Origin of the sequence: Streptomyces microflavus (assembly GCF_014650075.1) — a bacterium.
In the GTDB taxonomy this organism is placed as follows: Bacteria; Actinomycetota; Actinomycetes; order Streptomycetales; family Streptomycetaceae; genus Streptomyces; species Streptomyces microflavus.
The window spans coordinates 182,002-203,638 of the sequence record NZ_BMUG01000004.1 but is presented as its reverse complement, the minus strand read 5'-3'; the positions used below and the strand labels follow the sequence as shown (position 1 = coordinate 203,638).

Here is a 21,637-nt window from a genome sequence, read left to right as displayed (position 1 = left end):
GTGATGGTTGCACAGGGTTCGTCTGCCCCGGATACGGCGGAGTCCACCACTCCGGAAACGGTCCGGCCGACTACCCCGGGTACGGCGGATTGCGCAGGACCAGCTCACGGACCTCCGCCGCGATCGGGCTCACATCGCCCGGCTCGCGCACGGCCGCCCCGAACAGGGCCGCGATCCTCGCCATGTCCCCCTCCTCCATGCCCTGCGTGGTGACGGCGGCGGTCCCCAGGCGAATGCCCCGGGCCTCCCCGTACGGCAGTGCACAGGTGTCCAGGACCATGCCGACGGCCGAGAGCCGCATCCGGGCGGTGCGGGCGTCGACGCCGAGCGGGGCCGGGTCCGCGACGATGATGTGGGTGTCCGTGCCGCCCGTGGTCACCTCGAACCCCTCGGCCTCCAGACCGGCGGCGAGCACCCGGGCGTGGGCGACGACCTGATGGGCGTAGAGCGTGTACGCCGGTGTCTCCGCCTCCCCGAACGCCACCGCCTTCGCCGCCACCGTGTGCATCTGCGCGCCGCCCTGCGTGAACGGGAACACCGCGCGGTCGATCCGCTCCGCCAGTCCCGCGCCGCACAGGATCATGCCGCCGCGCGGACCGCGCAGCACCTTGTGCGTGGTGGCGCAGACCACATCGGCGTACGGGACCGGGTTCGGCGCCGCTCCCCCGGCGATCAGGCCCATCGGGTGGGCGGCGTCGACGATCAGGTACGCACCGACCTCGTCGGCGATCTCCCGGAACACCTCGTAGTCGGGGTGGCGGGGGTAGGAGATCGAGCCGCAGACGATCGCCTTGGGGCGGCGGGCGCGGGCCAGGGCGCGGAGCCGGGTGTGGTCGATGAGGCCGGTCGTGGGGTCCACCCCGTAGCCGACGAAGTCGAACCAGCGGCCGGAGAAGTTGCCGGGCGCCCCGTGGGTGAGGTGTCCCCCGTACGGGAGTCCCATCGCGAGCACCGTGTCCCCCGGGCGCAGCAGCGCGGCGTAGGCGGCGAGGACGGCGGAGGAGCCGGAGTGCGGCTGGACGTTGGCGTGTTCGGCGCCGAAGAGGGCGGTGGCGCGGCGTACGGCGATGCGCTCGGCGGCGTCCGCGTGCTCGCAGCCGCCGTGGTGGCGGGCGCCCGGGTACCCCTCGGCGTACTTGTTGGCGAGCGGGGAGCCGAGGGCGGCCAGGACCGCGGGCGAGGTGAAGTTCTCGGCGGCGACCAGCTGGAGGGTGGCGGCCTGCCGGTCCCGCTCCGCGACCAGGACCCCGGCGACCTCCGGGTCCTGGCGGAGCAGCGCGCCGAAGTCCTGGGGGAGGTCGTCCGGCGCGGGCGGCGCGGCTGCGGGTGCGGCGGGAGAGGTGACCGGCATGGGACGGCTCCGGGCTTGGGAGGGGCGCGTGTCACCACGGTAGGTCGCCAGAGCGTGGACCGCCCACTGACCGGAGTGGTGTCCTCCGCCGCCTGCGCGCTCACTTCACGAGCGACTCGGCAAACCGGATTCGCTCGTGGTGCTCAGCCTTAGCCCTCTTGAGAGTGTCGGCCTCTCTTTTGAGGACCTCGTGCTGGTAGGCAGATTCCACCGCGAACCAGATTTTGATCAGGTTGGCCCGCTTCTTGCACTCGACATCTTGCACCGCTATTGCCGTGGCCTTCTCACCGGACAAGTCCTCGGTCAGATTGAGCTCCTTGCCCGGATTCATCGGGTCGCTCACCTCGTAGCCACTCTTGCCCATGCAGGCGGACCAGGCACTCGCCGCGTCCTTGACCCGCGAATCTGCGCGCGACCTGGCGAAAGACTCCCTCTCAAGGTCTTGGGTGAAGAGGATGTCCACTGCGCCGGCCCGCGGAGCGTAGAGCTTCAGAAACGACTCACGGATGCATCCCCCTGGTGGGACGACGAGTCCATTGACCAAGTTGGCGTTGCCGGTGCTCGCCGGGATGTCGTCCACCTCTTCCTGACTGTTGGGAAGACTGTCCGGATCCAGCTCGTCGGGGCCGTTGAACACGGCTGCTTCGTCCTCCCCGAGAGGAGGGTCATCGGCCTGCGTAGCGACATCCGGGCCTCCGTACCCGAAATTGGCCGCATCTGCCGGGTCAGCAATCCCATACCGGTTTCCGATTCCCTTCACGGGAACTACCTCGGGCAGCGGAGGGGGCGTATAGCTGAATCCGTAGCGTTTCATGCACTGCTTTTTCAGCACGTCTTGAGCTCTATCCAACATTTGCGCCTGAGCCGGGGAAGCGAAGTATGAGTCCAACGGCAAGCTCAATCCCTCGGCGCCGTCGACGCCATCGATCGCATCAACCCCCGTCCCGCGCCCAGCCTCCTCGCCCTCTGCCTCACCGAACGAACAACCAGACAACGAAATCAAGGAAAAACAGGCCGCCAGAGAGACAATGAATGCGCGAACCCGCTCGGATGCCATCGGAACACCTCGTATCACCATGAGAAGGATTCCCATAAATTCTGGCCGCCTCGTCTTCGTACGACGAGGCGGCCAGAATCTATCGCAACTAATCTATACTCACGTTCCGTTGAAATTGTACGCGGAAGAGATCTTGTTAGCGAAGTTCGCCGAGGCGTCGCCCTTGTGACCCGCCGGAATGGAGCCGCGGACTCCGCCCCGGAATGAGTCCGTGTACACGTACCAGGTCCTCGAGGAGCGGTTCCAGTACGAGAGAGTATTGTCATTGACTGACGTCTGCGGCTGACGTGTGTAGACGAACAGGGAGAAGTTGGGAATATTTATATCCGGATCAAAGACCGGCCCACCCTGCCCCTTGAGGTAAAAGAAGCCCATCTCACCCGATGCGAGGTAGCCATCACCACTGGTGGCCGCACTCGCGGACCCAGCCGAAAGCATCGTCATCCCGAGAGCGGCAACCAACGTAACAGCTACGGCAGCAGATTTCTTCAATTTCACTCCCCCACCCATGCATTAAATTGACCAAGTCGACGACCTGATCAATTATGGCGAATCCCGGAGAATTTTCATATTCGGAATTCTCTGGAAATTTTTCCACAATGGCATAGGCCAAGCAAGCGATTATCGGACAGCTCCAAGTGACTTCAGGTCACTCAGCGACGCTACGTCCGTCGGTCCGGAACGCGGAACCGTCAGCTCCGCACGCGTACGCAGTCAGCGCGGGACGCGTCGACTCGTCAGCTCGGGGCGCGTACGCCGGTGAGTGCCGTGACGACCGGGTCGAGTGCCTGGTTGATCTCGTCGCCGATGGAGCGGAAGAAGGTGATGGGCGCGCCGTAGGGGTCGTAGACCTCGTCCGCCTCGGCGGTCGGGGCCAGCAGCCAGCCGCGCAGCGCGGCGGCGGCGCGGACCAGGGCGCGGGCGCGCTCGACCACGCCCTCGTCCAGCGGGTCGGGCAGGGTGGCGGGGTCTATGGCCCGCACCAGGCGGGTGAACTCCTTGAGCGTGAAGGTCCGCAGGCCCGCGGAGTGGCCCATGGAGATGACCTGGGCCCGGTGGTCGCGGGTGGCGGTGAGGACCAGGTCGGCGCGGATCACGTGCTCGTCGAGGAGCTCGCGGCCGACGAAGCCGCTGGCGTCCGCGCCGAAGTCGGCGAGGACGACCTCGGCGTTGGCCTCCATGGGGGCGCCCTCATGGCCCCAGGTGCCCGCGCTCTCCACGATCAGGCCGCCGCTGAGCGGGTCGCCCAGGCGGTCCATCAGGGCATGGCGGGTCAGCCGCTCGGTGATGGGCGAGCGGCAGACGTTGCCGGTGCTGACGTGGAGGATGCGGAAGGTGTCGGTCCGCCCCGCTATGCCACGCCCCTCGGGGGCGGTCAATTGGCCACCTCGAGGTCGGGTACCACCTTGCGCAGCTCCTCCACGGAGAGCGCACCGGCCCGCAGGAGGACCGGGACCGCACCGGTGACGTCGACGATCGAGGACGGCACGATGCCGGGCGTCGGGCCGCCGTCGAGGTAGACGGAGACGGAGTCGCCGAGCATGCCCTGGGCGGCGTCGCAGTCCTCGGGCGAGGGGTGTCCGGTGAGGTTGGCGCTGGAGACGGCCATCGGGCCGACCTCGGTCAGCAGCTCGATGGCGACGGGGTGCAGCGGCATCCGGATGGCGACGGTGCCGCGGGTGTCACCGAGGTCCCACTGGAGCGAGGGCTGGTGCTTGGCGACCAGGGTGAGGGCGCCGGGCCAGAAGGCGTCGACCAGCTCCCAGGCCTGCTCGGAGAAGTCGGTCACCAGTCCGTGCAGGGTGTTCGGGGAGCCGATGAGGACGGGGGTGGGCATGTTGCGGCCGCGCCCCTTGGCGTCCAGCAGGTCGGCGACGCCCTCGGAGCTGAAGGCGTCCGCACCGATCCCGTACACGGTGTCGGTGGGCAGCACGACCAGTTCGCCGCGGCGGACGGCGGAGGCGGCCTCGCGCAGCCCGCTGATCCGGTCGGTCGCGTCGTTGCAGTCGTATCGCCGTGCCATCAGCCGGCCTCCTCGAGCGTGTACGGGTACGGGGTGTGGAGCCGGGGGCCGGTCACGGCATGGCCTTGCGGGCGGTGGCGAACCGGGGCCGCTTGTTGAGGTCGGGGTGGTCGGCCGCGTCGGCCCAGCCCCGCTCCTCGGTGAAGATCCACGGCACCTGGCCGCCCTGGGTGTCGGCGTGCTCGATGACGACGAGGCCGCCGGGGCGGAGCAGACGGTGGGCGGTGCGCTCGATGCCGCGGATGGTGTCGAGGCCGTCCTCGCCGGAGAAGAGGGCCATCTCCGGGTCGTGGTCGCGGGCCTCGGGGGCGACGTACTCCCATTCGGTGAGCGGGATGTACGGCGGGTTGGAGATCACCAGGTCGACCTGGCCGTCGAGCTCGGGAAGGGCGCTCAGGGCGTCTCCGCGGTGGACGGTGACCCTGGACCCCTCGGCGTTCTTCCGGGTCCACTTGAGGGCGTCCTCGGAGAGCTCCACGGCGTGTACGCGCGAGCGCGGGACCTCCTGTGCCATCGCGAGCGCGATGGCGCCGGAGCCGGTGCACAGGTCGACGACGACGGGCTCGACGACATCCATCGCCCGGACGGCGTCTATGGCCCAGCCGACGACCGACTCGGTCTCCGGCCGGGGCACGAACACACCGGGCCCCACCTGGAGTTCCAGATAGCGGAAGAAGGCGCGGCCGGTGATGTGCTGGAGCGGTTCGCGGGCCTCGCGGCGGGCGATCGTCTCCCAGTACCGGGCGTCGAAGTCGGTGTCGGGCACCTGGTGCAGCTCGCCCCGCTTCACGCCGTGGACGAAGGCCGCGAGTTCCTCGGCGTCGAATCGCGGTGAGGGGACACCGGCGTCGGCCAGCCGCTGGGTGGCCTGGGCCACCTCGGCGAGCAGCAGGTTCATCGCGGTTCTCCGTACGGTTTACGGGTGTGCGGGGCGGGCGGTGCGCTTACGCGTTGGCGAGCTTGGCGGCGGAGTCGGCGTCGACGCACGCCTGGATGACGGCGTCGAGCTCTCCGTCGAGCACCTGGTCCAAGTTGTACGCCTTGAAGCCGACGCGGTGGTCCGAGATGCGGTTTTCCGGGAAGTTGTACGTGCGGATCTTCTCGGAGCGGTCGACCGTACGGACCTGGCTGCGGCGCACGTCGGAGGCCTCCTGCTCGGCGGCCTCCTGGGCGGCGGCCAGCAGCCGGGAGCGCAGGATGCGCATGGCCTGCTCCTTGTTCTGGAGCTGGCTCTTCTCGTTCTGGCAGGAGGCGACGACGCCGGTCGGCAGGTGCGTGATCCGGACGGCGGAGTCGGTCGTGTTGACGGACTGGCCGCCGGGGCCGGAGGAGCGGTAGACGTCGATGCGCAGGTCGTTGGCGTGGATCTCGACCTCGACCTCCTCGGCCTCGGGGGTGACGAGCACGCCCGCGGCGGAGGTGTGGATGCGGCCCTGGGACTCGGTGGAGGGCACGCGCTGCACCCGGTGCACCCCGCCCTCGTACTTCATCCGGGCCCAGACGCCCTGGCCGGGCTCGGTGGCCCCGTTGCCGCCCTTCGTCTTGACGGCGACCTGGACGTCCTTGTAGCCGCCGAGCTCGGACTCGGTGGAGTCGATGATCTCGGTCTTCCAGCCGATGCGCTCGGCGTACCGCAGGTACATGCGCAGCAGGTCGCCGGCGAACAGGGCGGACTCGTCGCCGCCCGCGCCCGCCTTGATCTCCAGGAGGACGTCCTTGTCGTCGCTGGGGTCGCGCGGGACGAGGAGGAGGCGGAGCTTCTCGGTGAGCTCTTCGCGCTGCTTCTCCAGGTCCTTGACCTCGGCGGCGAAGTCGGGGTCGTCCGCGACGAACTCGCGGGCGGTCTCGATGTCCTCGCCGGTCTGCTTCCAGGCCCGGTACGTGGAGACGATCGGGGTCAGCTCCGCGTAACGCTTGTTCAGCTTGCGCGCGTTGGCCTGGTCGGCGTGGACCGACGGGTCGGCGAGCTTCTTCTCGAGACCGGCGTGTTCACCGATCAGTTCCTCGACCGCCTCGAACATTCGGGGGCTCCTGGTTGGTCTGAAAGTCTGCGGGCCTGCTGGAGGGCGTACTGCCGGGTGGGGTGTACCGGGGGCTCCCCCTGCATCACGGAGAGCTCCCCCGCACACCCGACCGGAAAAAACGCCGGTTCCGACGCCCCCGGGAAGAGGGCGCCGAGAACCGGCGCAGTGGCTCGCTACTTGCTGGCGGAGCCGGCAGCCTTGCCGAAGCGGGCCTCGAAGCGGGCCACGCGGCCGCCGGTGTCGAGGATCTTCTGCTTGCCCGTGTAGAACGGGTGGCACTCGGAGCAGACGTCGGCGCGGATGGCGCCGGAGTCGATGGTGCTCCGGGTGGTGAACGACGCGCCACAGGTGCAGCTGACCTGGGTCTCGACGTACTCGGGGTGGATGTCGCGCTTCAAGGTGTCTCCTAGTTTCGGGAGGGCGCCGGGTCGTCCGCGCGGATTGCGCGGCCGTGAACCGGGGCCGACGTACCAGTCTGCCAGGACCGGCCGTATCTCCCAAAACCGGGGGCGGACCGCAGGTATTCCCGAACACCTGAGCACCCAGGGTGACCGGGAGGGTTACCCGACGACCTTTCCGGCGTCGCCCTTGTCCCCGGCGGACTTCTCGGTCGCGGAGGCGGGGATGGGCAGGTCGTTCCTGAGCGCCGCCCACACCTGCCGGCCGGCCTTCTCCTGCGGGAGGACCCGGTTCGGGTCGGCCGGGTCGTACTCCACCGGCAGGGTCACCATGTGGACGTTCTTCGCGCCCAGCCCCTTGAGGCCGCCCGCGAAGCCGGTGAGCTCCTTGACCGAGCCGAGGCCGGAGTCGGTGGTGACGGCCTTGGTGGCGGCGTTCGCGAGGCCGAACAGCTTCTTCGGGCTGGAGAAGACCCCGACGCTCTTCGCCTGCTCCATCAGCGCCTTGATGAACGCCTGCTGGAGCTGGATCCGGCCCAGGTCGCTGCCGTCACCGACGCTCTTGCGGGTACGGACGAGCCCGAGGGACTCCTCGCCGTCCAGGGTGTGGGTGCCGGGCTCCAGGTCGAGGTGGCTCTTGGAGTCGTTGATGGCGGTCTTCGTGGTGATCTCGACGCCGCCGAGCTCGTCGATGAGCTTCTCGAATCCGGTGAAGTCGACCTCGATGTAGTGGTCCATGCGGATACCGGACATCGATTCGACGGTCTTCACCGCGCAGGCCGGCCCGCCGACCTCGTACGCGGTGTTGAACATGGCCCGGTGCTGGGCGGGGACCGTCTCGTCCGTCGTGTCGCTCGTGCAGGCGGGGCGTTCGATCAGGGTGTCGCGCGGTATCGAGACGACGCTCGCCGACTTGTGGCCCTTGTCGACGTGCATGACCATCGCCGTGTCGGAGCGGGCGGCGCCCTCGTCGGCGCCGTACTTCCCGTTGTCGCCGGAGCGCGAGTCGGAGCCCAGCACCAGGATGTCCTGCGAGCCGTCGTCCACGTCGTCGGGGCGGTCGGTGCCGAGCTTGGCGTCGATGTCGATGCTGGAGAGGTTGCCGTCGAGCGTGACGTACGCGTACCCGAGCCCGGCGCCGCCGACCACCACGACGCCTGCCACCGTCCAGGCCGTGACGACCTTGGCGCGGTGCCGGCGGGAGGGCTTCCTCCGGCGGGTGCCGGTGCCGCGTATCCGCCCCGGGGTCTTCTTCTGCTCGCTCACGCGTCTCCCTCGTTACGGCGCTCCGCTGCTCCTCGCCCCCGGACCGTGACGGGTCCGGGAGGGTTTGTCCTCGCTCGATCAGACGACGAAGCAGCAAGAAGGGTTGCACAGCGGGCTGTGTGCGCCCGGTGAGCGGCCCGGAGCGGGTACGGGTCGGCGGGCGGCCCGCGATCCGGCGTTCACCTGCGGTTTCCCGCCCCGGGCGGTCTCCGTGCGGGGCGTTTTCCGGCGGGGCGGCGTGTGGGATACGTCTCGGGAACATCTCTGGGAACGTCTCTGGGAACATCTCTGGGAACGTCTCTGGGAACGTCTCTGGGAACGTCTCTGGGAACGCGGAGGGCCCCCGGCGCCACGGCGCCGGGGGCCCTCCGCGTCAACTGCCGTGGATACGTCAGTCGTTGCCGTTGCCCGGCGTCGTCTTCTGGATCTGGAGCAGGAACTCCGCGTTGGACTGGGTCTTCTTCATCCGGTCCAGGAGGAGCTCGATCGCCTGCTGCTGGTCGAGCGCGTGCAGCACCCGGCGCAGCTTCCAGACGACCGCCAGCTCGTCGGTGCCGAGCAGGATCTCTTCCTTACGGGTGGAGGACGCGTCGACGTCCACCGCCGGGAAGATGCGCTTGTCCGAGAGCTTCCGGTCGAGCTTGAGCTCCATGTTGCCGGTGCCCTTGAACTCCTCGAAGATCACCTCGTCCATGCGCGAGCCGGTCTCGACGAGCGCGGTCGCCAGGATGGTCAGCGAGCCGCCGTCCTCGATGTTGCGCGCGGCACCGAAGAAGCGCTTCGGGGGGTACAGCGCGGTCGAGTCGACACCACCGGAGAGGATGCGGCCGGAGGCGGGCGCCGCGAGGTTGTACGCGCGGCCCAGACGGGTGATCGAGTCGAGCAGGACGACCACGTCGTGACCCAGCTCCACGAGACGCTTGGCGCGCTCGATGGCCAGCTCGGCGACGGTGGTGTGGTCCTCGGCGGGACGGTCGAAGGTCGAGGAGATGACCTCGCCCTTCACCGACCGCTGCATGTCGGTGACCTCTTCCGGACGCTCGTCGACCAGGACGACCATCAGGTGGCACTCGGGGCTGTTGACCGTGATCGCGTTGGCGATGGCCTGCAGGATCATGGTCTTACCGGTCTTCGGCGGGGCCACGATGAGCCCGCGCTGACCCTTGCCGATCGGGGCCACCAGGTCGATGATCCGCGTCGTCAGGATGTTGGAGTCGGTCTCCAGGCGGAGCCGGTCCTGCGGGTACAGCGGGGTCAGCTTCTGGAACTCGGGGCGGCCCCGGCCGGACTCGGGGGCCATGCCGTTGACCGAGTCGAGGCGGACGAGCGCGTTGAACTTCTCGCGCCGCTCGCCGTCCTTGGGCTGCCGCACCGCGCCGGTGACGTGGTCACCCTTGCGCAGGCCGTTCTTGCGGACCTGGGCGAGCGAGACGTACACGTCGTTCGGGCCCGGCAGGTAGCCGGAGGTCCGGATGAACGCGTAGTTGTCGAGGATGTCCAGGATGCCCGCGACGGGGATCAGGACGTCATCGTCGGCCACCTGCACATCGCTGGCGAAGTCCTCGCGGCCACGGCGGCCACGGCGGTCGCGGTAGCGGCCACGACGGCCACGGCGGCCGCCCGCCTCGTCGTCGAAGTCGTCCTGCGGACCGTTGTCACGGTTCTGCTGGCTCTGGCCCTGACCCTGTCCCTGGCTCTGCCCCTGGCCCTGGCGCTGCGGGCGCTGCCCGCCGCCGCCCTGCTGGCCCTGGTCGTCGCCCTTGCCCCGGCGGTCGCGCTGGCGCTCGCGGCGCTCCCCGCGCTCGCCCCGGTCACCGCGCTCGCCGCGGCCCTGGCGGTCACCACGACGGCCCTCGGCGGTGTCGGCGGCGGCCTCGGCCTTGGCGTCGCCCTTGGGCTCGCCGCGGTCCTCGGTCTTCTGCTCGGCCTGCGGCTCCGCCTTGACCTCGGTCTTCGCCTCGGCCTTGGTGTCGGGGCTGCCCGCCTGAGCGGTCGCGCGACGGCGACGGCGCTCGCCCGTGGGCTGGTCGTCGCTGGCCGGCTGACCGGGGATGTCGATCTGCTGCTGGGCCGCGGCCTTCTCGGCGGCGGCCTCGTCCCCGGTGCGCGCCTTGGAGGTGGCACGCCGCTTGGGCTTGCTCTCCGCCTCGGCGGCGGGGGCGTCGTCCCCGGTACCAGCCTTGGAGGAGGCCTTGGGGGCGGCGGATCCGCCGCCCGCCTGCGCCTCCTTGATGACCTCGATCAGCTGGCTCTTGCGCATCCGCGCGGTACCCCTGATGCCGAGGCCGGACGCGACCTGCTGCAGCTCGGCCAGGACCATGCCCTCGAGGCCGGTGCCGGAGCGGCGGCGCCGTGCGGTGGTGCCAGTGGCAGCACCTTCGGCGGGCGCGGCGCTGTCGACGTTCTTGTCGGCAGTGACGCCCATCAGATCGGTGGTGTCGCTCACGAAGGGTCCTTCCCTGGAGCGGACGTCGGCCTTCTGGCTCGGCGACCGGTTGTGCTGTCCGACTGCGGTCTGTTGATCTTGCTGGATCGCGGACCTTGCCGGGGCGGTGGTCCGCCGGGTACGGCGGAGAGATGAACGTACGGGGTCCGGCGCGAGATCCCCCTGCTCGGCCCACTCCTGGACGAGCGAGGGGTGTCGTGCCGGTTCCGGAGCGTGCTCGAAACTGCTCAGGCAGGCTGCTCAGGCAGTTGGGGAGGCTCCCGGAAGAATGGCGGTCCCGGAGGGGGACACGAAGCAACGCGCCTCAAAGACGTCGGTTGCAGACTTGAGGTTAACACTACCGGCTCCAACAAACATTCCCCCTCTCGGCCACCGGTAATCACATGCGGTTACGCGGCCAGCGGCAGCACGGTGGCGCCCGCGGCGTCGAGGGCGAGCCGGTTCGCGGCCCAGCCCTCGCCCGCCAGACGGGCCATCTTGTCGGCGGATCCCTCCTCCGCCAGCGCGAGCACCGTGGGGCCCGCGCCGGAGATGACCGCGGGCACGCCGTCGGCGCGCAACCGGTGCACCAGCTCGACGCTCTCGGGCATCGCGGGGGCCCGGTACTCCTGGTGGATGCGGTCCTCGGTGGCGGCCAGCAGCAGCTCGGGGCGCCTGGTCAGCGCCTCGACGAGCAGGGCCGCGCGGCCCGCGTTGAGTGCGGCATCGACGTGCGGGACGGTGCGCGGGAGCAGTCCGCGCGCCGTCTCGGTGAGCACGGGCCGGCCGGGCACGAAGACCACCGGAACGACGGACCGCGCGGGGTCCATACGGATGGCCCGGGCCGCTCCGCCGTCCATCCATGCGAGGGTGAACCCGCCGAGCAGACAGGCCGCGACGTTGTCGGGGTGCCCCTCGATCTCGGTGGCCAGCTCCAGCAGGGCCTCGTCATCGAGACGGGCGTCGCCACCGGTCGTCACGGCACGGGCGGCGACGATTCCGGCGCAGATGGCGGCGGATGAGGAGCCGAGGCCGCGGCCGTGCGGGATGCGGTTGGCGCAGACGATCTCCAGGCCGCGGGGCTGGCCGCCGAGCAGGTCGAAGGCGGTGCGCAGGGAGCGTACGAGCAGGTGGCTCTCGTCGCGGGGCAGTGTCTCGCTGCCCTCACCTGCGATGTCGATGTGGAGCCCGGAGTCGGCGACCCGGACGACGACGTCGTCGTACAGCCCCAGCGAGAGGCCGAGGGCGTCGAAACCCGGGCCGAGATTGGCGCTGGTTGCGGGGACGCGCACCCTGACGGCGGCGGCTCGGAACGCGGGACCGGCCATCGGTTGGACGACTCCTTGCAAGGCGGCGGGGATTGAGGTGCGGTGGTTCTGCGGCGGTGGGGCCTGCGGGGTGTGTCTGCGGGTGGTTCTACGGGGTGGGGATGGCGCCGGTGACCCGGCCCGTGCTCGCCGTCACGACGCCGATCGCGCCGCGGCGGACCCGTCGGGCGGATGTCGGGCGGATGGGGTACAGCTTATCGAAGGAAGGTTCTGTCGCGACATAGGGCGCACAGGAGGCGCACGATGCGTGTCGCCCGCCTCCTATGCGCTCTCCGCCCCGAAAAGAGGGCGGTTGAGCTGGGTTGTCGCGGTTGACCGGGCCGTCCGGACCGGGCTGTCGGTGCCCAGCCCGGACGTGTCGCCGGACGGGTCAGACGAGCCCGAGCTTCTGTGCCGCGGTGGCCGCGTCGACCGGTACGGTGACCGGCTGCGGAGCGCCCGCGACGGCCCAGTCGGGGTCCTTGAGGCCGTTGCCGGTGACCGTGCAGACGATGCGCTGGCCGGGGTCGACCTTGCCCTCCTCGGCGGCCTTGAGCAGACCGGCGACCGAGGCGGCCGAGGCGGGCTCCACGAAGACGCCCTCCTGGGAGGCCAACAGCCGGTAGGCGGACAGGATCTGCCGGTCCGTCACCTCGTCGATGAAACCGCCCGATTCGTCCCGGGCGGCCAGGGCGTAGTCCCAGGAGGCCGGGTTGCCGATGCGGATCGCGGTGGCGATGGTGGACGGGTCCTTGACGATCTCGCCGCGCACGATGGGCGCGGAGCCGGAGGCCTGGAAGCCCCACATGCGCGGGGTGTGCGTGGAGACGCTGTCACGGGCGTACTCGGTGTACCCCTTCCAGTACGCGGTGATGTTGCCCGCGTTGCCGACCGGCAGGACGTGGATGTCGGGGGCGTCGCCGAGCGCGTCGACGATCTCGAACGCGGCGGTCTTCTGGCCCTCGATACGGACCGGGTTGACCGAATTGACCAGCGCCACCGGGTAGTTGTCCGAGAGCGAGCGGGCCAGGGTGAGGCAGTCGTCGAAGTTGCCGTCGACCTGGAGGATCTTGGCGCCGTGCACGAGCGCCTGGCCCATCTTGCCGAGGGCGATCTTGCCCTGCGGTACGAGGACGGCGCAGACCATGCCCGCGCGCACGGCGTACGCCGCGGCGGAGGCCGAGGTGTTGCCGGTGGAGGCGCAGATGACGGCTTTCGCGCCCTCCTCCTTGGCCCGGGTGATGGCCATGGTCATGCCGCGGTCCTTGAACGAACCGGTGGGGTTGGCGCCCTCGACCTTGAGGTGCACCTCGCAGCCCGTGCGCTCGGAGAGGACCTGCGCCGGAACGAGCGGCGTACCGCCCTCACGAAGTGTGACGACCGGCGTCGTGGACGTGACCGGAAGCCGGTCCCGGTACTCCTCGATGATGCCGCGCCACTGGTGGGTGCCCTTGCTGGTCATGGGTCCTTTACTCCCCTTCAACACGCATGATGCTGGCGACACCGCGGACGGTGTCGAGCTTGCGCAGCGCTTCGACGGTCCCGGAGAGGGCGGCGTCGGGCGCGCGGTGGGTGACGACGACGAGCGATGCCTCGCCGTCTCCATCTGGACGTCCTTGCTGGCGTACGGTATCGATGGATACGCCCTGCTCGGCGAAGACCGTCGCCACCTGGGCGAGTACGCCCGGCTTGTCGGCCACGTCGAGGCTGATGTGGTAGCGCGTGACGACGTCGCCCATGGGGCTGACCGGCAGGCGCGTGTAGGCGGACTCACCGGGGCCGGTGGCCTCGCCCAGCTTGTTGCGGCAGACCGCGACCAGGTCGCCGAGGACCGCGGAGGCGGTCGGGGAGCCGCCGGCGCCGGGCCCGTAGAACATCAGCTGTCCGGCGGCCTCGGCCTCGACGAACACCGCGTTGTACGCCTCGCGGACGGAGGCCAGCGGGTGGCTGAGCGGGATCATCGCGGGGTGGACACGGGCGGTGACGGACTGGCCGTCGGCGGCGCGCTCGCAGATGGCCAGCAGTTTGACCGTGCAGCCCATCCGGCGGGCGGAGGCGATGTCGGCGGCGGTGACCTCGGTGATGCCCTCGCGGTGCACGTCACCGATCTTGACCCGGGTGTGGAAGGCGATCCCGGCGAGGATCGCGGCCTTCGCGGCGGCGTCGAAGCCCTCGACGTCGGCGGTCGGGTCGGCCTCGGCGTACCCGAGGGCGGTGGCCTCGTCGAGCGCCTCGGAGTAGCCGGCGCCGCTGGTGTCCATCTTGTCGAGGATGAAGTTGGTCGTGCCGTTCACGATGCCGAGAACCCGGTTGACCTTGTCGCCCGCGAGCGACTCGCGCAGCGGCCGCACCAGCGGGATGGCCCCGGCGACGGCGGCCTCGTAATACAGGTCGCGGCCGTACTTCTCGGCGGCGGCGTGCAGGGCCGCGCCGTCCTCGGCGAGCAGTGCCTTGTTGGCGGAGACGACGCTCGCGCCGTTCTCGAAGGCGGTGGTGATGAGCGTGCGGGCCGGCTCGATGCCCCCGATGACCTCGACCACGACGTCGATGTCGCCGCGCTGCACGAGCGCGGTCGCGTCGGTGGTGATCAGTGCGGGGTCGATGCCCTCACGCACCTTCGAGGGGCGGCGGACGGCGACGCCGACGAGCTCCACGGGCGCACCGATGCGCGCCGCGAGGTCGTCGGCGTGCGTCGTCATGATGCGCGCCACCTCTGAGCCGACCACTCCACAGCCCAGCAGCGCCACCTTCAGCGGACGCGTACGCATCATCCGACCTCGTTTCTCATACATGCTCACGTGTGGACCAGTCTCACTCACCGGACGGGCGTTTCTGACCCCCGTCCGGATCCTGAGACGACTATTTCATCAGCCGACATCGAGACGCAGGAGATCTTCCTCCGTCTCGCGCCGGACGATGACGCGTGCCTCTCCGTCCCGGACGGCGACGACCGGGGGGCGCAGGGCGTGGTTGTAGTTGCTCGCCATCGAGCGGCAGTACGCGCCGGTGGCGGGGACGGCGATCAGGTCCCCGGGTGCCAGGTCGGCGGGGAGGAACGCGTCCTTGACCACGATGTCCCCGCTCTCGCAGTGCTTCCCGACGACCCGGACCAGCATCGGCTCGGCCTCCGAGGTGCGCGAGACGAGCGCCACGCTGTACTCGGCGTCGTACAGCGCGGTACGAATATTGTCCGACATTCCGCCGTCGACGCTGACGTACGTCCGCAGCCCTTCGAGGGGCTTGATCGTGCCGACCTCGTACAGGGTGAACGCGGTGGGGCCGACGATGGCGCGGCCGGGCTCGACGGAGATCCGGGGCGTGCGCAGCTTCGCGGACTCGCACTCGCGGGTGACGATGTCGCTGAGCGCCTTGGCGATGTCGTGCGGCTCGCGGGGGTCGTCCTCGGAGGTGTACGCGATGCCGAGGCCGCCGCCGAGGTCGATCTCGGGGAGCTCGACGCCGTGCTCGTCACGGACCTCGGCGAGCAGCTGCACCACGCGCCGGGCGGAGACCTCGAAGCCGGCCATGTCGAAGATCTGCGAGCCGATGTGCGAATGGATCCCGATGAGTTCGAGGCTGTCGAGCGCGAGCGTACGGCGGACCGCCTCGGCGGCCTGCCCGTCGGCCAGCGCGATGCCGAACTTCTGGTCCTCGTGGGCGGTGGCGATGAACTCGTGGGTGTGCGCCTCGACGCCGACGGTGACCCGGATCTGGACGCGCTGGCGGACGCCGTGGCTCCGGGCGATGTGGGCGACGCGGACGATCTCCTGGAAGGAGTCGAGCACGATCCGCCCGACACCGGCCTCGACGGCGCGCTCGATCTCGGCGACGGTCTTGTTGTTGCCGTGGAAGGCGATGCGCTCGGCGGGCATCCCGGCATCGAGCGCGGTGGTCAGCTCCCCCCCGGAGCAGACATCGAGATTCAGCCCCTCCTCCTGCAGCCAGCGCACGACGGCGCGGGAGAGGAAGGCCTTTCCGGCGTAGAAGACGTCGGCGTCCGGCCCGAAGGCATCGGCCCAGGCCCGGCACCGGGCGCGGAAGTCGCTCTCGTCGAGGAAGTAGGCGGGGGTGCCGAACTCCTCGGCGAGCCGGGCGACGGCGATCCCGCCGACGGTGAGGGCACCGTCCGCGTCACGGGTGACGGTACGGGCCCAGACCTTCTCGTCCAGGACGTTCAGGTCAGCGGCGGGGGCGGAGTAGTGCCCCTCGGTCATGACGTCGGCGTGACGGGGACCGGCGGGGTGTGCGGAGCGGCTCATGGTGAGGTCTCTCGGATTCGTCAGAGTCGTCAGAGGTAAGCGGGCGCGCTGATACCGAGCAGGGACAGGCCGCCTGCCAGCACCGTCCCGGCGGCTTCGGCAAGGGCCAGCCGGGAGCGGTGGGCGGCCGAGGGTTTCTCGTCGCCCGAGGGCAGCGGCGGACAGCTGTCGTGGAAGTCGAAGAACGCGTGGGCAACGGCTTCCAGCTGCCGGGCGACCCGGTCGGGCGCACGGTGACGGGCTGCGGCGAGGAGGACGCCGGGGTGGTCGGCGAGAAGATCGAGGAGGGGGCGGGCGGGGGCTTCGGGGGGCGGGGAGGGGGTGGCGGCTGCATGCGCGAGGGGCTCGGCGCCCTTGTGCGCGGCGTAGGCGCTTTCGTACGGGGCGGGCTCCGCGTGCGTGGCGTAAGCGGCGCCTTCGGACGCGGCGAGGTCGGCACCCTCGTGCGCGACGGGCTCCAGGGACTCTCCGGGCTCCGAGGTGAACCCCAGGGCGGCGGCGCCCCGGGTGAGGGCGCGGGCCCTGGCGTGGGCGTACCGGACGCGGAAGAGCGGGTTGGCCTCCCCCTGGACGAGCAGGTCGTCGCCGAGGGGGGCTCGGTCGTGGCCGGCGGGCCGCAGCAGCCCCCAGCGGACGGCGTCCGCGCCGAGCCGCTCCAGCAGCTCCCCCGCGGTGGCACCGGCGGGCACGGGGCGGATCCGGGGAAGCGGGACGGGGGGCGTGCCGTACGCGTCGACGGTGACGCCGAGGCGGCTCCACTCCGGGCCGCCCGCCTCATCGCAGCTGATCCGGACCCGGGCGCCCTGGGAGACGAGGAGCCGGCGCACGGCATGGGCGGTGACGGCGGCGCGCACCTCCCGCGCGTGGTGGAACTGGAGGATCTCGTCCCGGAGTGCGCCCCCGTGTCCGTACGCGATTCCCTGCTCCCGTACGGCGTCGAGAACGGCCAGGTCGCTGTCGGAGGGGACATCGAGGGTGAAGCTCAGGAACCCGGGACCGGTGATCTCGACCCGCCCGATGCCGGGCTCGGCGGCGACCCGCTCGCGCAGGATCCGCGCGACCTCCAGGGCCGGCAGCTCGGCGGGACCGGCGAGCTGGAGCGCGACCGCGCAGGCGTAGTCGCCGCTGCCTCCGGGCCGTGTCCTCTCCACCCGCACGCGCGCGGGCACGGGCGCGCGCAGCGCGTTCTCGTCGACCGCGCGGCGCACGGCGTGCAGCACGGTCCTGGAGAGATCGGCGGGGGTCACGGGACAAGCGTATGGGAGGAGGAGGGGGGCTCCGCGACCCGGTTTCGCCATCCGGTCAGCCGGTGGCGGTACCGGTGAGTCAGCCGGTGGTGGTCCCTGCCCGTCCGGCACCGCTCCATCCGTCGACCGACGGCCGCTCCTCCCCGGTCGCGAGCCGGTGCACCATCCGCACGAGCTCGGTGGGATCGAACGGCTTGGCCAGGAATGCGTCGACCCCGGCCGACACCCCCGCGTCCACCTCGTAAGGGGTGCAGGCACTGATGACGGCGATGGGCACCTGCCGGGTGCGGGGGTCGGAACGCAGCCGGGACGCGGTCTCCAGGCCACCGAGGCGGGGCATCACGACATCGAGGGTGATCACATCGGGACGGATCCGGTGGACCAGGTCCAGGCACTCGACACCATCGGCCGCGGTCACGACCTCGAAGCCCTCCAGCTCGAGATTGACCCTGATCAGCTGCCGGATGACCTTGTTGTCGTCGACAACAAGCACGCGGCCGTACGCCCCTGACACCCTTCGAGAGTAGGTCGGCCCCCCTGACCGCGTCCGGCGTTTGGTCACTTCCACCCCGGACGGGCGACGGGCTGACGCGACGGAATACCTGTTCACGGAGACCCGGTGGGAGCTGGTAGTGTTTCACCCGTCGCAGAGCAACACCGCGATACGCCCCCGTAGCTCAGGGGATAGAGCATCGGCCTCCGGAGCCGGGTGCGCAGGTTCGAATCCTGCCGGGGGCACTTCCGGAAAAAGGCTCTGACCAGCAGCAATGCCGGTCAGAGCCTTTCTTTATGCCACAACAGCAAGCGCCTCGTCGATCGTGTGCGCCTGGCCGAAGAAGAGTCGGTCGACGGTCCGGCTGTGCCTACTACCCGGGTGTACGCGGTTGGCCGGCGAAGGCCCACAACTCGCAGCTCTGCCAGGAAGATCCCGTACAGGCGAGGCCATGCACCGGCCCAGTGCCGCAGAGACCGCCAGGCTGCCACTCCGCTAAGGCTGCAGGCGAGGGAGGTGGCGACCGCGGGACCCGGTTGTCCGGCTCTGCGCATGTCGCGCCGTGCCATGACTGGCGGGGTCCGGACCAGTCCGGACCCCGCCAGTTCCGATGAGGGACGAGCCCTCTCGGATGCACTCTCCCGCGCACCCTGCAAACCCTCTGGGTGATGGGATACCGGTGATCCTCAGGCCGTAGAGCAACGCTCCCGCAGATCACCGGCGATCGGCCTCGGTCAGCAGGTGACGACCTTGTCGTAGCCGACCCACGGCTGCGAGGACATCAGACGTGCCTTCTTCTTCGACCCCACCGACTTGCACTCGGAGTCGTAGCCGCCCGAGAACACACCCTTGAGCTTCTTCGACGTCGCGCAGTTGTTCGTCACGTCGTAGCCCTTGTACTTGACCAGGTGCCCATCGGTGATGCGCTTGACCGTGACGCAGCTGGGTGCCGCGGCCTGCACGGTCACGTCACCGACGATCGGGGCCTGCGGCGCAGCAGTGGCGATGGGCGCCGCAAACATGAGCGAACCGCACATCGCCGCCGCGATGGTGGTGGCGCTGACAAACTTTCGCACGTTGAGTCTCCCCGTTCAGAGCCGGCCGTCGTCCAACGGCGCCCGGCCAGATGGTTTTCGTCCGTTGCACAAGAAAACCTAGTGACCGGCCGCTACACGGTACTGATGCGCTGTGACTCAACTTCCAGACCCCGTTCACCGCCGGCCTGAGTAGAGTCTCGGCCCGTATGAGCAACTTGAGCTAGCAAATCTCGTCAGGTCTGAGTGCGCTGAGCTGGGCCCGGGACGTAACACCCAATTTGGGGAAAGCACGGTAGAGGTGGTTGGCCACCGTCCGCGGGCTGACGAAGAGCTCCTCGGCGATCTGTGGATTCGTCCGGCCCCGCGCGGCAAGGCGGACGACGTTCGCCTCCTGCTCCGTCAAACCCGCGCGAGACGGGACTGCCTTGCGCTTGGCCGCGCACACCGCGAGCTCCGAGCGCACCCGCCACAACCATCCCCGGGCCCCGTACTCCGTGAAGACGGCCTCGGCGGCATACAGGTGCTCCCGCGCCTCGCGGCGGCGTCTGGAGCGGCGAAGCCACTCGCCGTACAGGAGCTCACAACGAGCCCATTCGACGCGGTTACCATGCTTCTCGAAGAGGGCGGCAGCCTCCTCGTACCAGCCGCGCGCCTCCTCCCCTTCCGTGAGCAGTGCGTGACAGCGCGCCACCAGTCCGTCGTACGAGGAGGGCGCGGCCATCTGCGCGGACGGCCCGGAGTTCAGCTCGATCAGCCACTTGAAGGGCCGTTCGGCGAGTCCTGAGCGTGCCGAGCGCACCGCGGACTCCACGAGGTCAGCGGCAAGTCGCGCGGAGCGGGGAGTACTCTCGCAGCCCCACAACGCCGTCAGCTGCGCGAGGGCTCCACGGTAACGGGCACGCCCCATGCCCGTCCGCACATGCGCCCACAGCACCACACTCGAGACTGCTGCCGGGCCTTGGTGTTGTTCCGAGTGGGCCTGGCACTCCTGGGCAAGGGCCGAGCAACGCGCTTCATCCCCTTCGAACGCCGCACACCAGGCCAAGTGGCTCTTGAGCAGGGCGGCACAGTTCGACTGGCCCGATTCCTCACATAGCTCCAGGCCCTCGCGGAACGCCTCCCGCGCTCTGGCGTACTCATCCTCGCCCAGCAGGGCGTTGCCCAGGGCAAGCAGCGCGTACGGCAGCCGCCTGCCCGCTCCGGAGTCACGGCACTGCGTGACGTGGTCCTCCGCGTTCCTCCGGCACGGTGGCTCATCGAGCAGGGTCAAGGTCCGGGGTGCGGGGTCCATCGCAGTTGTGCCGCGTTCGCCGTCGATAGCGGCGCGTACCTTCGCCACCCGTAGGCGGTGAGCCGGGAGGTCCGCGGCGGCAGCCGCGTCCGCCAACCTCGCCGCCTCGTCGAACAGTCCTGCTTCCACTGCGCTATCCGCGGCGGCCACGTAGTACTGCGCGCGTTGTCCTCGTCCGGTGGCATGAGCAGCCGCCCGGTCGTAGGCGGCGTACGCCTGCTCGTGAGGAGTGTGACGCGCGACTTCGGCGAGGCCTGTCGTCACTTCGTCGCTCTCGTACGAAGCCGCTGCCACATGCCAGATACGGGCAGCGTGCGGGGTGTCGGACCTGGACAGTGCGGTGTGCACAGCATTCCGCTGTATGGCTGTTGCGTTGCAATACATGACGAGACGCCACAGAGGGTGGACGAAGCGCGCCGTCGACGCACTCACCTCAATCAGGCCCGACCGTTCCGCTTGGTCAAGGTCCTCGTCGCGACAGCCCAAATCGTACGCAGCGGCCCACACGGGCCTCAGGTCGTCGGCGTCACAGGCCGCGACCGTCAGGGCGAGAAGCAGAGTGCGATCGGCCAGTCCACCGAAGCGCTCGTAAAACTCCGCTTGTGCTGAAGTGCCACTCGACGGTGTCCCGTCGTACAGCGTGAACGGATTTATTCTCCCTGCCCGTTGGGCCGGGGTCAGCGCGTACGAGATGTCGCGCAGGGCTGCCGGGTTTCCTCGGGCTTCCTCGGTGACACGCTGCCGTACGGACGGCACGAGGTCCGGTACCCGCACCTTGAGCATGCGGATTGCCGCGCCTTCGTCAAGGCCCCGCAGCGGCATGCGTATGCCTGCTGGTGAGGTGCGTACCGCATCAATACAAGTGTCTTCGCGCTCACTTAAGAACCAGGCGATGGGCTCGGTGCCCGCGCGGCGCGCGACGAAACTCAGCACCTCCACAGACTCGCGGTCCGCCCAGTGCAGATCGTCGACGACGCACACGAGTGGCCGCTTGCGCGCTGCCGTACGCAACAGCGCCAGGACCGCGTCACACACCCGCAGGAGATCCGCCGTGTCCCGCTCTCCTCCCCACAGCACCGCGTGGAGCTGGGCAGCTTGCTCCTGCGGCAGTTCGGCCACTTGCCCTGCCAGGGGGCCCAGGAGAAGTCCGAGCAGCGCGTACGGATACTGCACTTCGGGCCGACACCCCTCAGCCCGCAACACCTTCAAATCGGCGGCCTTCTCCGCCGCGGCATCGAGCAGCGAGCTCTTCCCCGCCCCCAGTTCCCCCGTGAATTCGACAACTCCTCCGGATCCGCTGCGAGTCCGCCGAAGAAGATCATCTATCGCAGCTCTCTCCGGTATGTACCCGAATAACATGCAGCCCTCGTTTCAACCTCGAAAAGCCCCGTGTGCCCTGGTCAGAGGAACATCACTTTCCGTTACAGGCGTATGCCTATCACGGGTGAGTCAGTGATTG

General features: G+C 69.7%; 18 protein-coding genes and 1 tRNA gene. 1 reads left to right on the top strand and 18 read right to left on the bottom strand.

The window, feature by feature from the left end:
* Nucleotides 1-70 precede the first annotated feature (70 nt).
* The 16 genes from glyA to IE264_RS13170 form a co-directional block, all read right to left on the bottom strand.
* Nucleotides 71-1,351, bottom strand: coding sequence for a serine hydroxymethyltransferase (gene glyA, locus IE264_RS13245; protein WP_032758582.1), 1,281 nt, complete (start codon nt 1,349-1,351; stop codon nt 71-73).
* 100 nt (nt 1,352-1,451) lie between these two features.
* A complete protein-coding gene (locus IE264_RS13240; RefSeq protein WP_158706554.1) occupies nt 1,452-2,408 on the bottom strand; it encodes a hypothetical protein in 957 nt (318 codons plus the stop codon).
* A gap of 99 nt (nt 2,409-2,507) precedes the next feature.
* Nucleotides 2,508-2,906, bottom strand: a complete 399-nt coding sequence (locus IE264_RS13235) for a peptidase inhibitor family I36 protein (protein WP_158706553.1) — start codon at nt 2,904-2,906, stop codon at nt 2,508-2,510.
* 239 nt (nt 2,907-3,145) lie between these two features.
* A complete protein-coding gene (locus tag IE264_RS13230; RefSeq protein WP_015611368.1) occupies nt 3,146-3,787 on the bottom strand; it encodes an arsenate reductase/protein-tyrosine-phosphatase family protein in 642 nt (213 codons plus the stop codon).
* A complete protein-coding gene (locus tag IE264_RS13225) occupies nt 3,784-4,431 on the bottom strand; it encodes an L-threonylcarbamoyladenylate synthase (protein WP_015611367.1) in 648 nt (215 codons plus the stop codon). The genes IE264_RS13230 and IE264_RS13225 overlap by 4 nt, the downstream gene beginning before the upstream one ends.
* Before the next feature lie 52 nt (nt 4,432-4,483).
* On the bottom strand, nt 4,484-5,329 hold the full coding sequence (prmC, locus tag IE264_RS13220; RefSeq protein ID WP_015611366.1) for a peptide chain release factor N(5)-glutamine methyltransferase: 846 nt from the start codon (nt 5,327-5,329) through the stop codon (nt 4,484-4,486).
* A 46-nt stretch (nt 5,330-5,375) separates the two neighbouring features.
* Nucleotides 5,376-6,452: a peptide chain release factor 1 gene (gene prfA, locus IE264_RS13215; RefSeq protein ID WP_015611365.1), complete on the bottom strand. Its 1,077-nt coding sequence runs from the start codon at nt 6,450-6,452 to the stop codon at nt 5,376-5,378.
* Nucleotides 6,453-6,628: 176 nt separating this feature from the next.
* Nucleotides 6,629-6,853 carry a 50S ribosomal protein L31 gene (gene rpmE / locus IE264_RS13210; RefSeq protein WP_015611364.1) on the bottom strand — a complete coding sequence of 75 codons (225 nt, stop codon included), beginning with the start codon at nt 6,851-6,853 and terminating at the stop codon, nt 6,629-6,631.
* A gap of 162 nt (nt 6,854-7,015) precedes the next feature.
* Nucleotides 7,016-8,119: an LCP family protein gene (locus tag IE264_RS13205; protein WP_032758581.1), complete on the bottom strand. Its 1,104-nt coding sequence runs from the start codon at nt 8,117-8,119 to the stop codon at nt 7,016-7,018.
* A gap of 391 nt (nt 8,120-8,510) precedes the next feature.
* On the bottom strand, nt 8,511-10,565 hold the full coding sequence (gene rho, locus IE264_RS13200) for a transcription termination factor Rho (protein WP_015611362.1): 2,055 nt from the start codon (nt 10,563-10,565) through the stop codon (nt 8,511-8,513).
* A gap of 389 nt (nt 10,566-10,954) precedes the next feature.
* The gene (gene thrB, locus IE264_RS13195) at nt 10,955-11,872 is read right to left on the bottom strand and encodes a homoserine kinase (RefSeq protein WP_032758580.1); all 918 of its coding nucleotides are present in this window, start codon (nt 11,870-11,872) and stop codon (nt 10,955-10,957) included.
* 370 nt (nt 11,873-12,242) lie between these two features.
* Nucleotides 12,243-13,313 (bottom strand): threonine synthase, encoded by a 1,071-nt coding sequence (gene thrC, locus IE264_RS13190; RefSeq protein ID WP_015611360.1) that lies wholly within the window; start codon nt 13,311-13,313, stop codon nt 12,243-12,245.
* Nucleotides 13,314-13,320: 7 nt separating this feature from the next.
* Nucleotides 13,321-14,622 (bottom strand): homoserine dehydrogenase, encoded by a 1,302-nt coding sequence (locus IE264_RS13185; protein ID WP_015611359.1) that lies wholly within the window; start codon nt 14,620-14,622, stop codon nt 13,321-13,323.
* 96 nt (nt 14,623-14,718) lie between these two features.
* Nucleotides 14,719-16,110, bottom strand: coding sequence for a diaminopimelate decarboxylase (lysA, locus tag IE264_RS13180; RefSeq protein WP_031122945.1), 1,392 nt, complete (start codon nt 16,108-16,110; stop codon nt 14,719-14,721).
* Nucleotides 16,111-16,139: 29 nt separating this feature from the next.
* Complete coding sequence (gene nrtL, locus IE264_RS13175; protein ID WP_190167642.1) at nt 16,140-17,357, bottom strand: ArgS-related anticodon-binding protein NrtL; 1,218 nt, start codon at nt 17,355-17,357, stop codon at nt 16,140-16,142.
* 79 nt (nt 17,358-17,436) lie between these two features.
* Entirely contained in the window at nt 17,437-17,850 is a 414-nt protein-coding gene (locus IE264_RS13170; protein WP_032757960.1) for a response regulator, read from the bottom strand.
* A gap of 173 nt (nt 17,851-18,023) precedes the next feature.
* Between IE264_RS13170 and IE264_RS13165 the strand changes: the two genes are divergently transcribed.
* A tRNA-Arg gene (locus IE264_RS13165) sits at nt 18,024-18,095 on the top strand.
* Nucleotides 18,096-18,584: 489 nt separating this feature from the next.
* On the opposite strand, the gene IE264_RS13160 is transcribed toward IE264_RS13165, so the two are convergent.
* Both IE264_RS13160 and IE264_RS13155 read right to left on the bottom strand, forming a co-directional pair.
* Nucleotides 18,585-18,926, bottom strand: a complete 342-nt coding sequence (locus IE264_RS13160; protein WP_032757959.1) for an alpha-amylase inhibitor — start codon at nt 18,924-18,926, stop codon at nt 18,585-18,587.
* A gap of 181 nt (nt 18,927-19,107) precedes the next feature.
* Nucleotides 19,108-21,537 (bottom strand): helix-turn-helix transcriptional regulator, encoded by a 2,430-nt coding sequence (locus tag IE264_RS13155; protein WP_032757958.1) that lies wholly within the window; start codon nt 21,535-21,537, stop codon nt 19,108-19,110.
* Between the last annotated feature and the right edge of the window lie 100 nt (nt 21,538-21,637).

Coding starts and splice junctions, on each gene's coding strand:
- glyA (WP_032758582.1), bottom strand. CDS start 1,351: ATGCCGGTCACCTCTCCCGCCGCACCCGCAGCCGCGCCGCCCGCGCCG.
- IE264_RS13240 (WP_158706554.1), bottom strand. CDS start 2,408: ATGGCATCCGAGCGGGTTCGCGCATTCATTGTCTCTCTGGCGGCCTGT.
- IE264_RS13225 (WP_015611367.1), bottom strand. CDS start 4,431: ATGGCACGGCGATACGACTGCAACGACGCGACCGACCGGATCAGCGGG.
- prmC (WP_015611366.1), bottom strand. CDS start 5,329: ATGAACCTGCTGCTCGCCGAGGTGGCCCAGGCCACCCAGCGGCTGGCC.
- prfA (WP_015611365.1), bottom strand. CDS start 6,452: ATGTTCGAGGCGGTCGAGGAACTGATCGGTGAACACGCCGGTCTCGAG.
- thrB (WP_032758580.1), bottom strand. CDS start 11,872: ATGGCCGGTCCCGCGTTCCGAGCCGCCGCCGTCAGGGTGCGCGTCCCC.
- thrC (WP_015611360.1), bottom strand. CDS start 13,313: ATGACCAGCAAGGGCACCCACCAGTGGCGCGGCATCATCGAGGAGTAC.
- IE264_RS13185 (WP_015611359.1), bottom strand. CDS start 14,622: ATGATGCGTACGCGTCCGCTGAAGGTGGCGCTGCTGGGCTGTGGAGTG.
- lysA (WP_031122945.1), bottom strand. CDS start 16,110: ATGAGCCGCTCCGCACACCCCGCCGGTCCCCGTCACGCCGACGTCATG.
- IE264_RS13155 (WP_032757958.1), bottom strand. CDS start 21,537: ATGTTATTCGGGTACATACCGGAGAGAGCTGCGATAGATGATCTTCTT.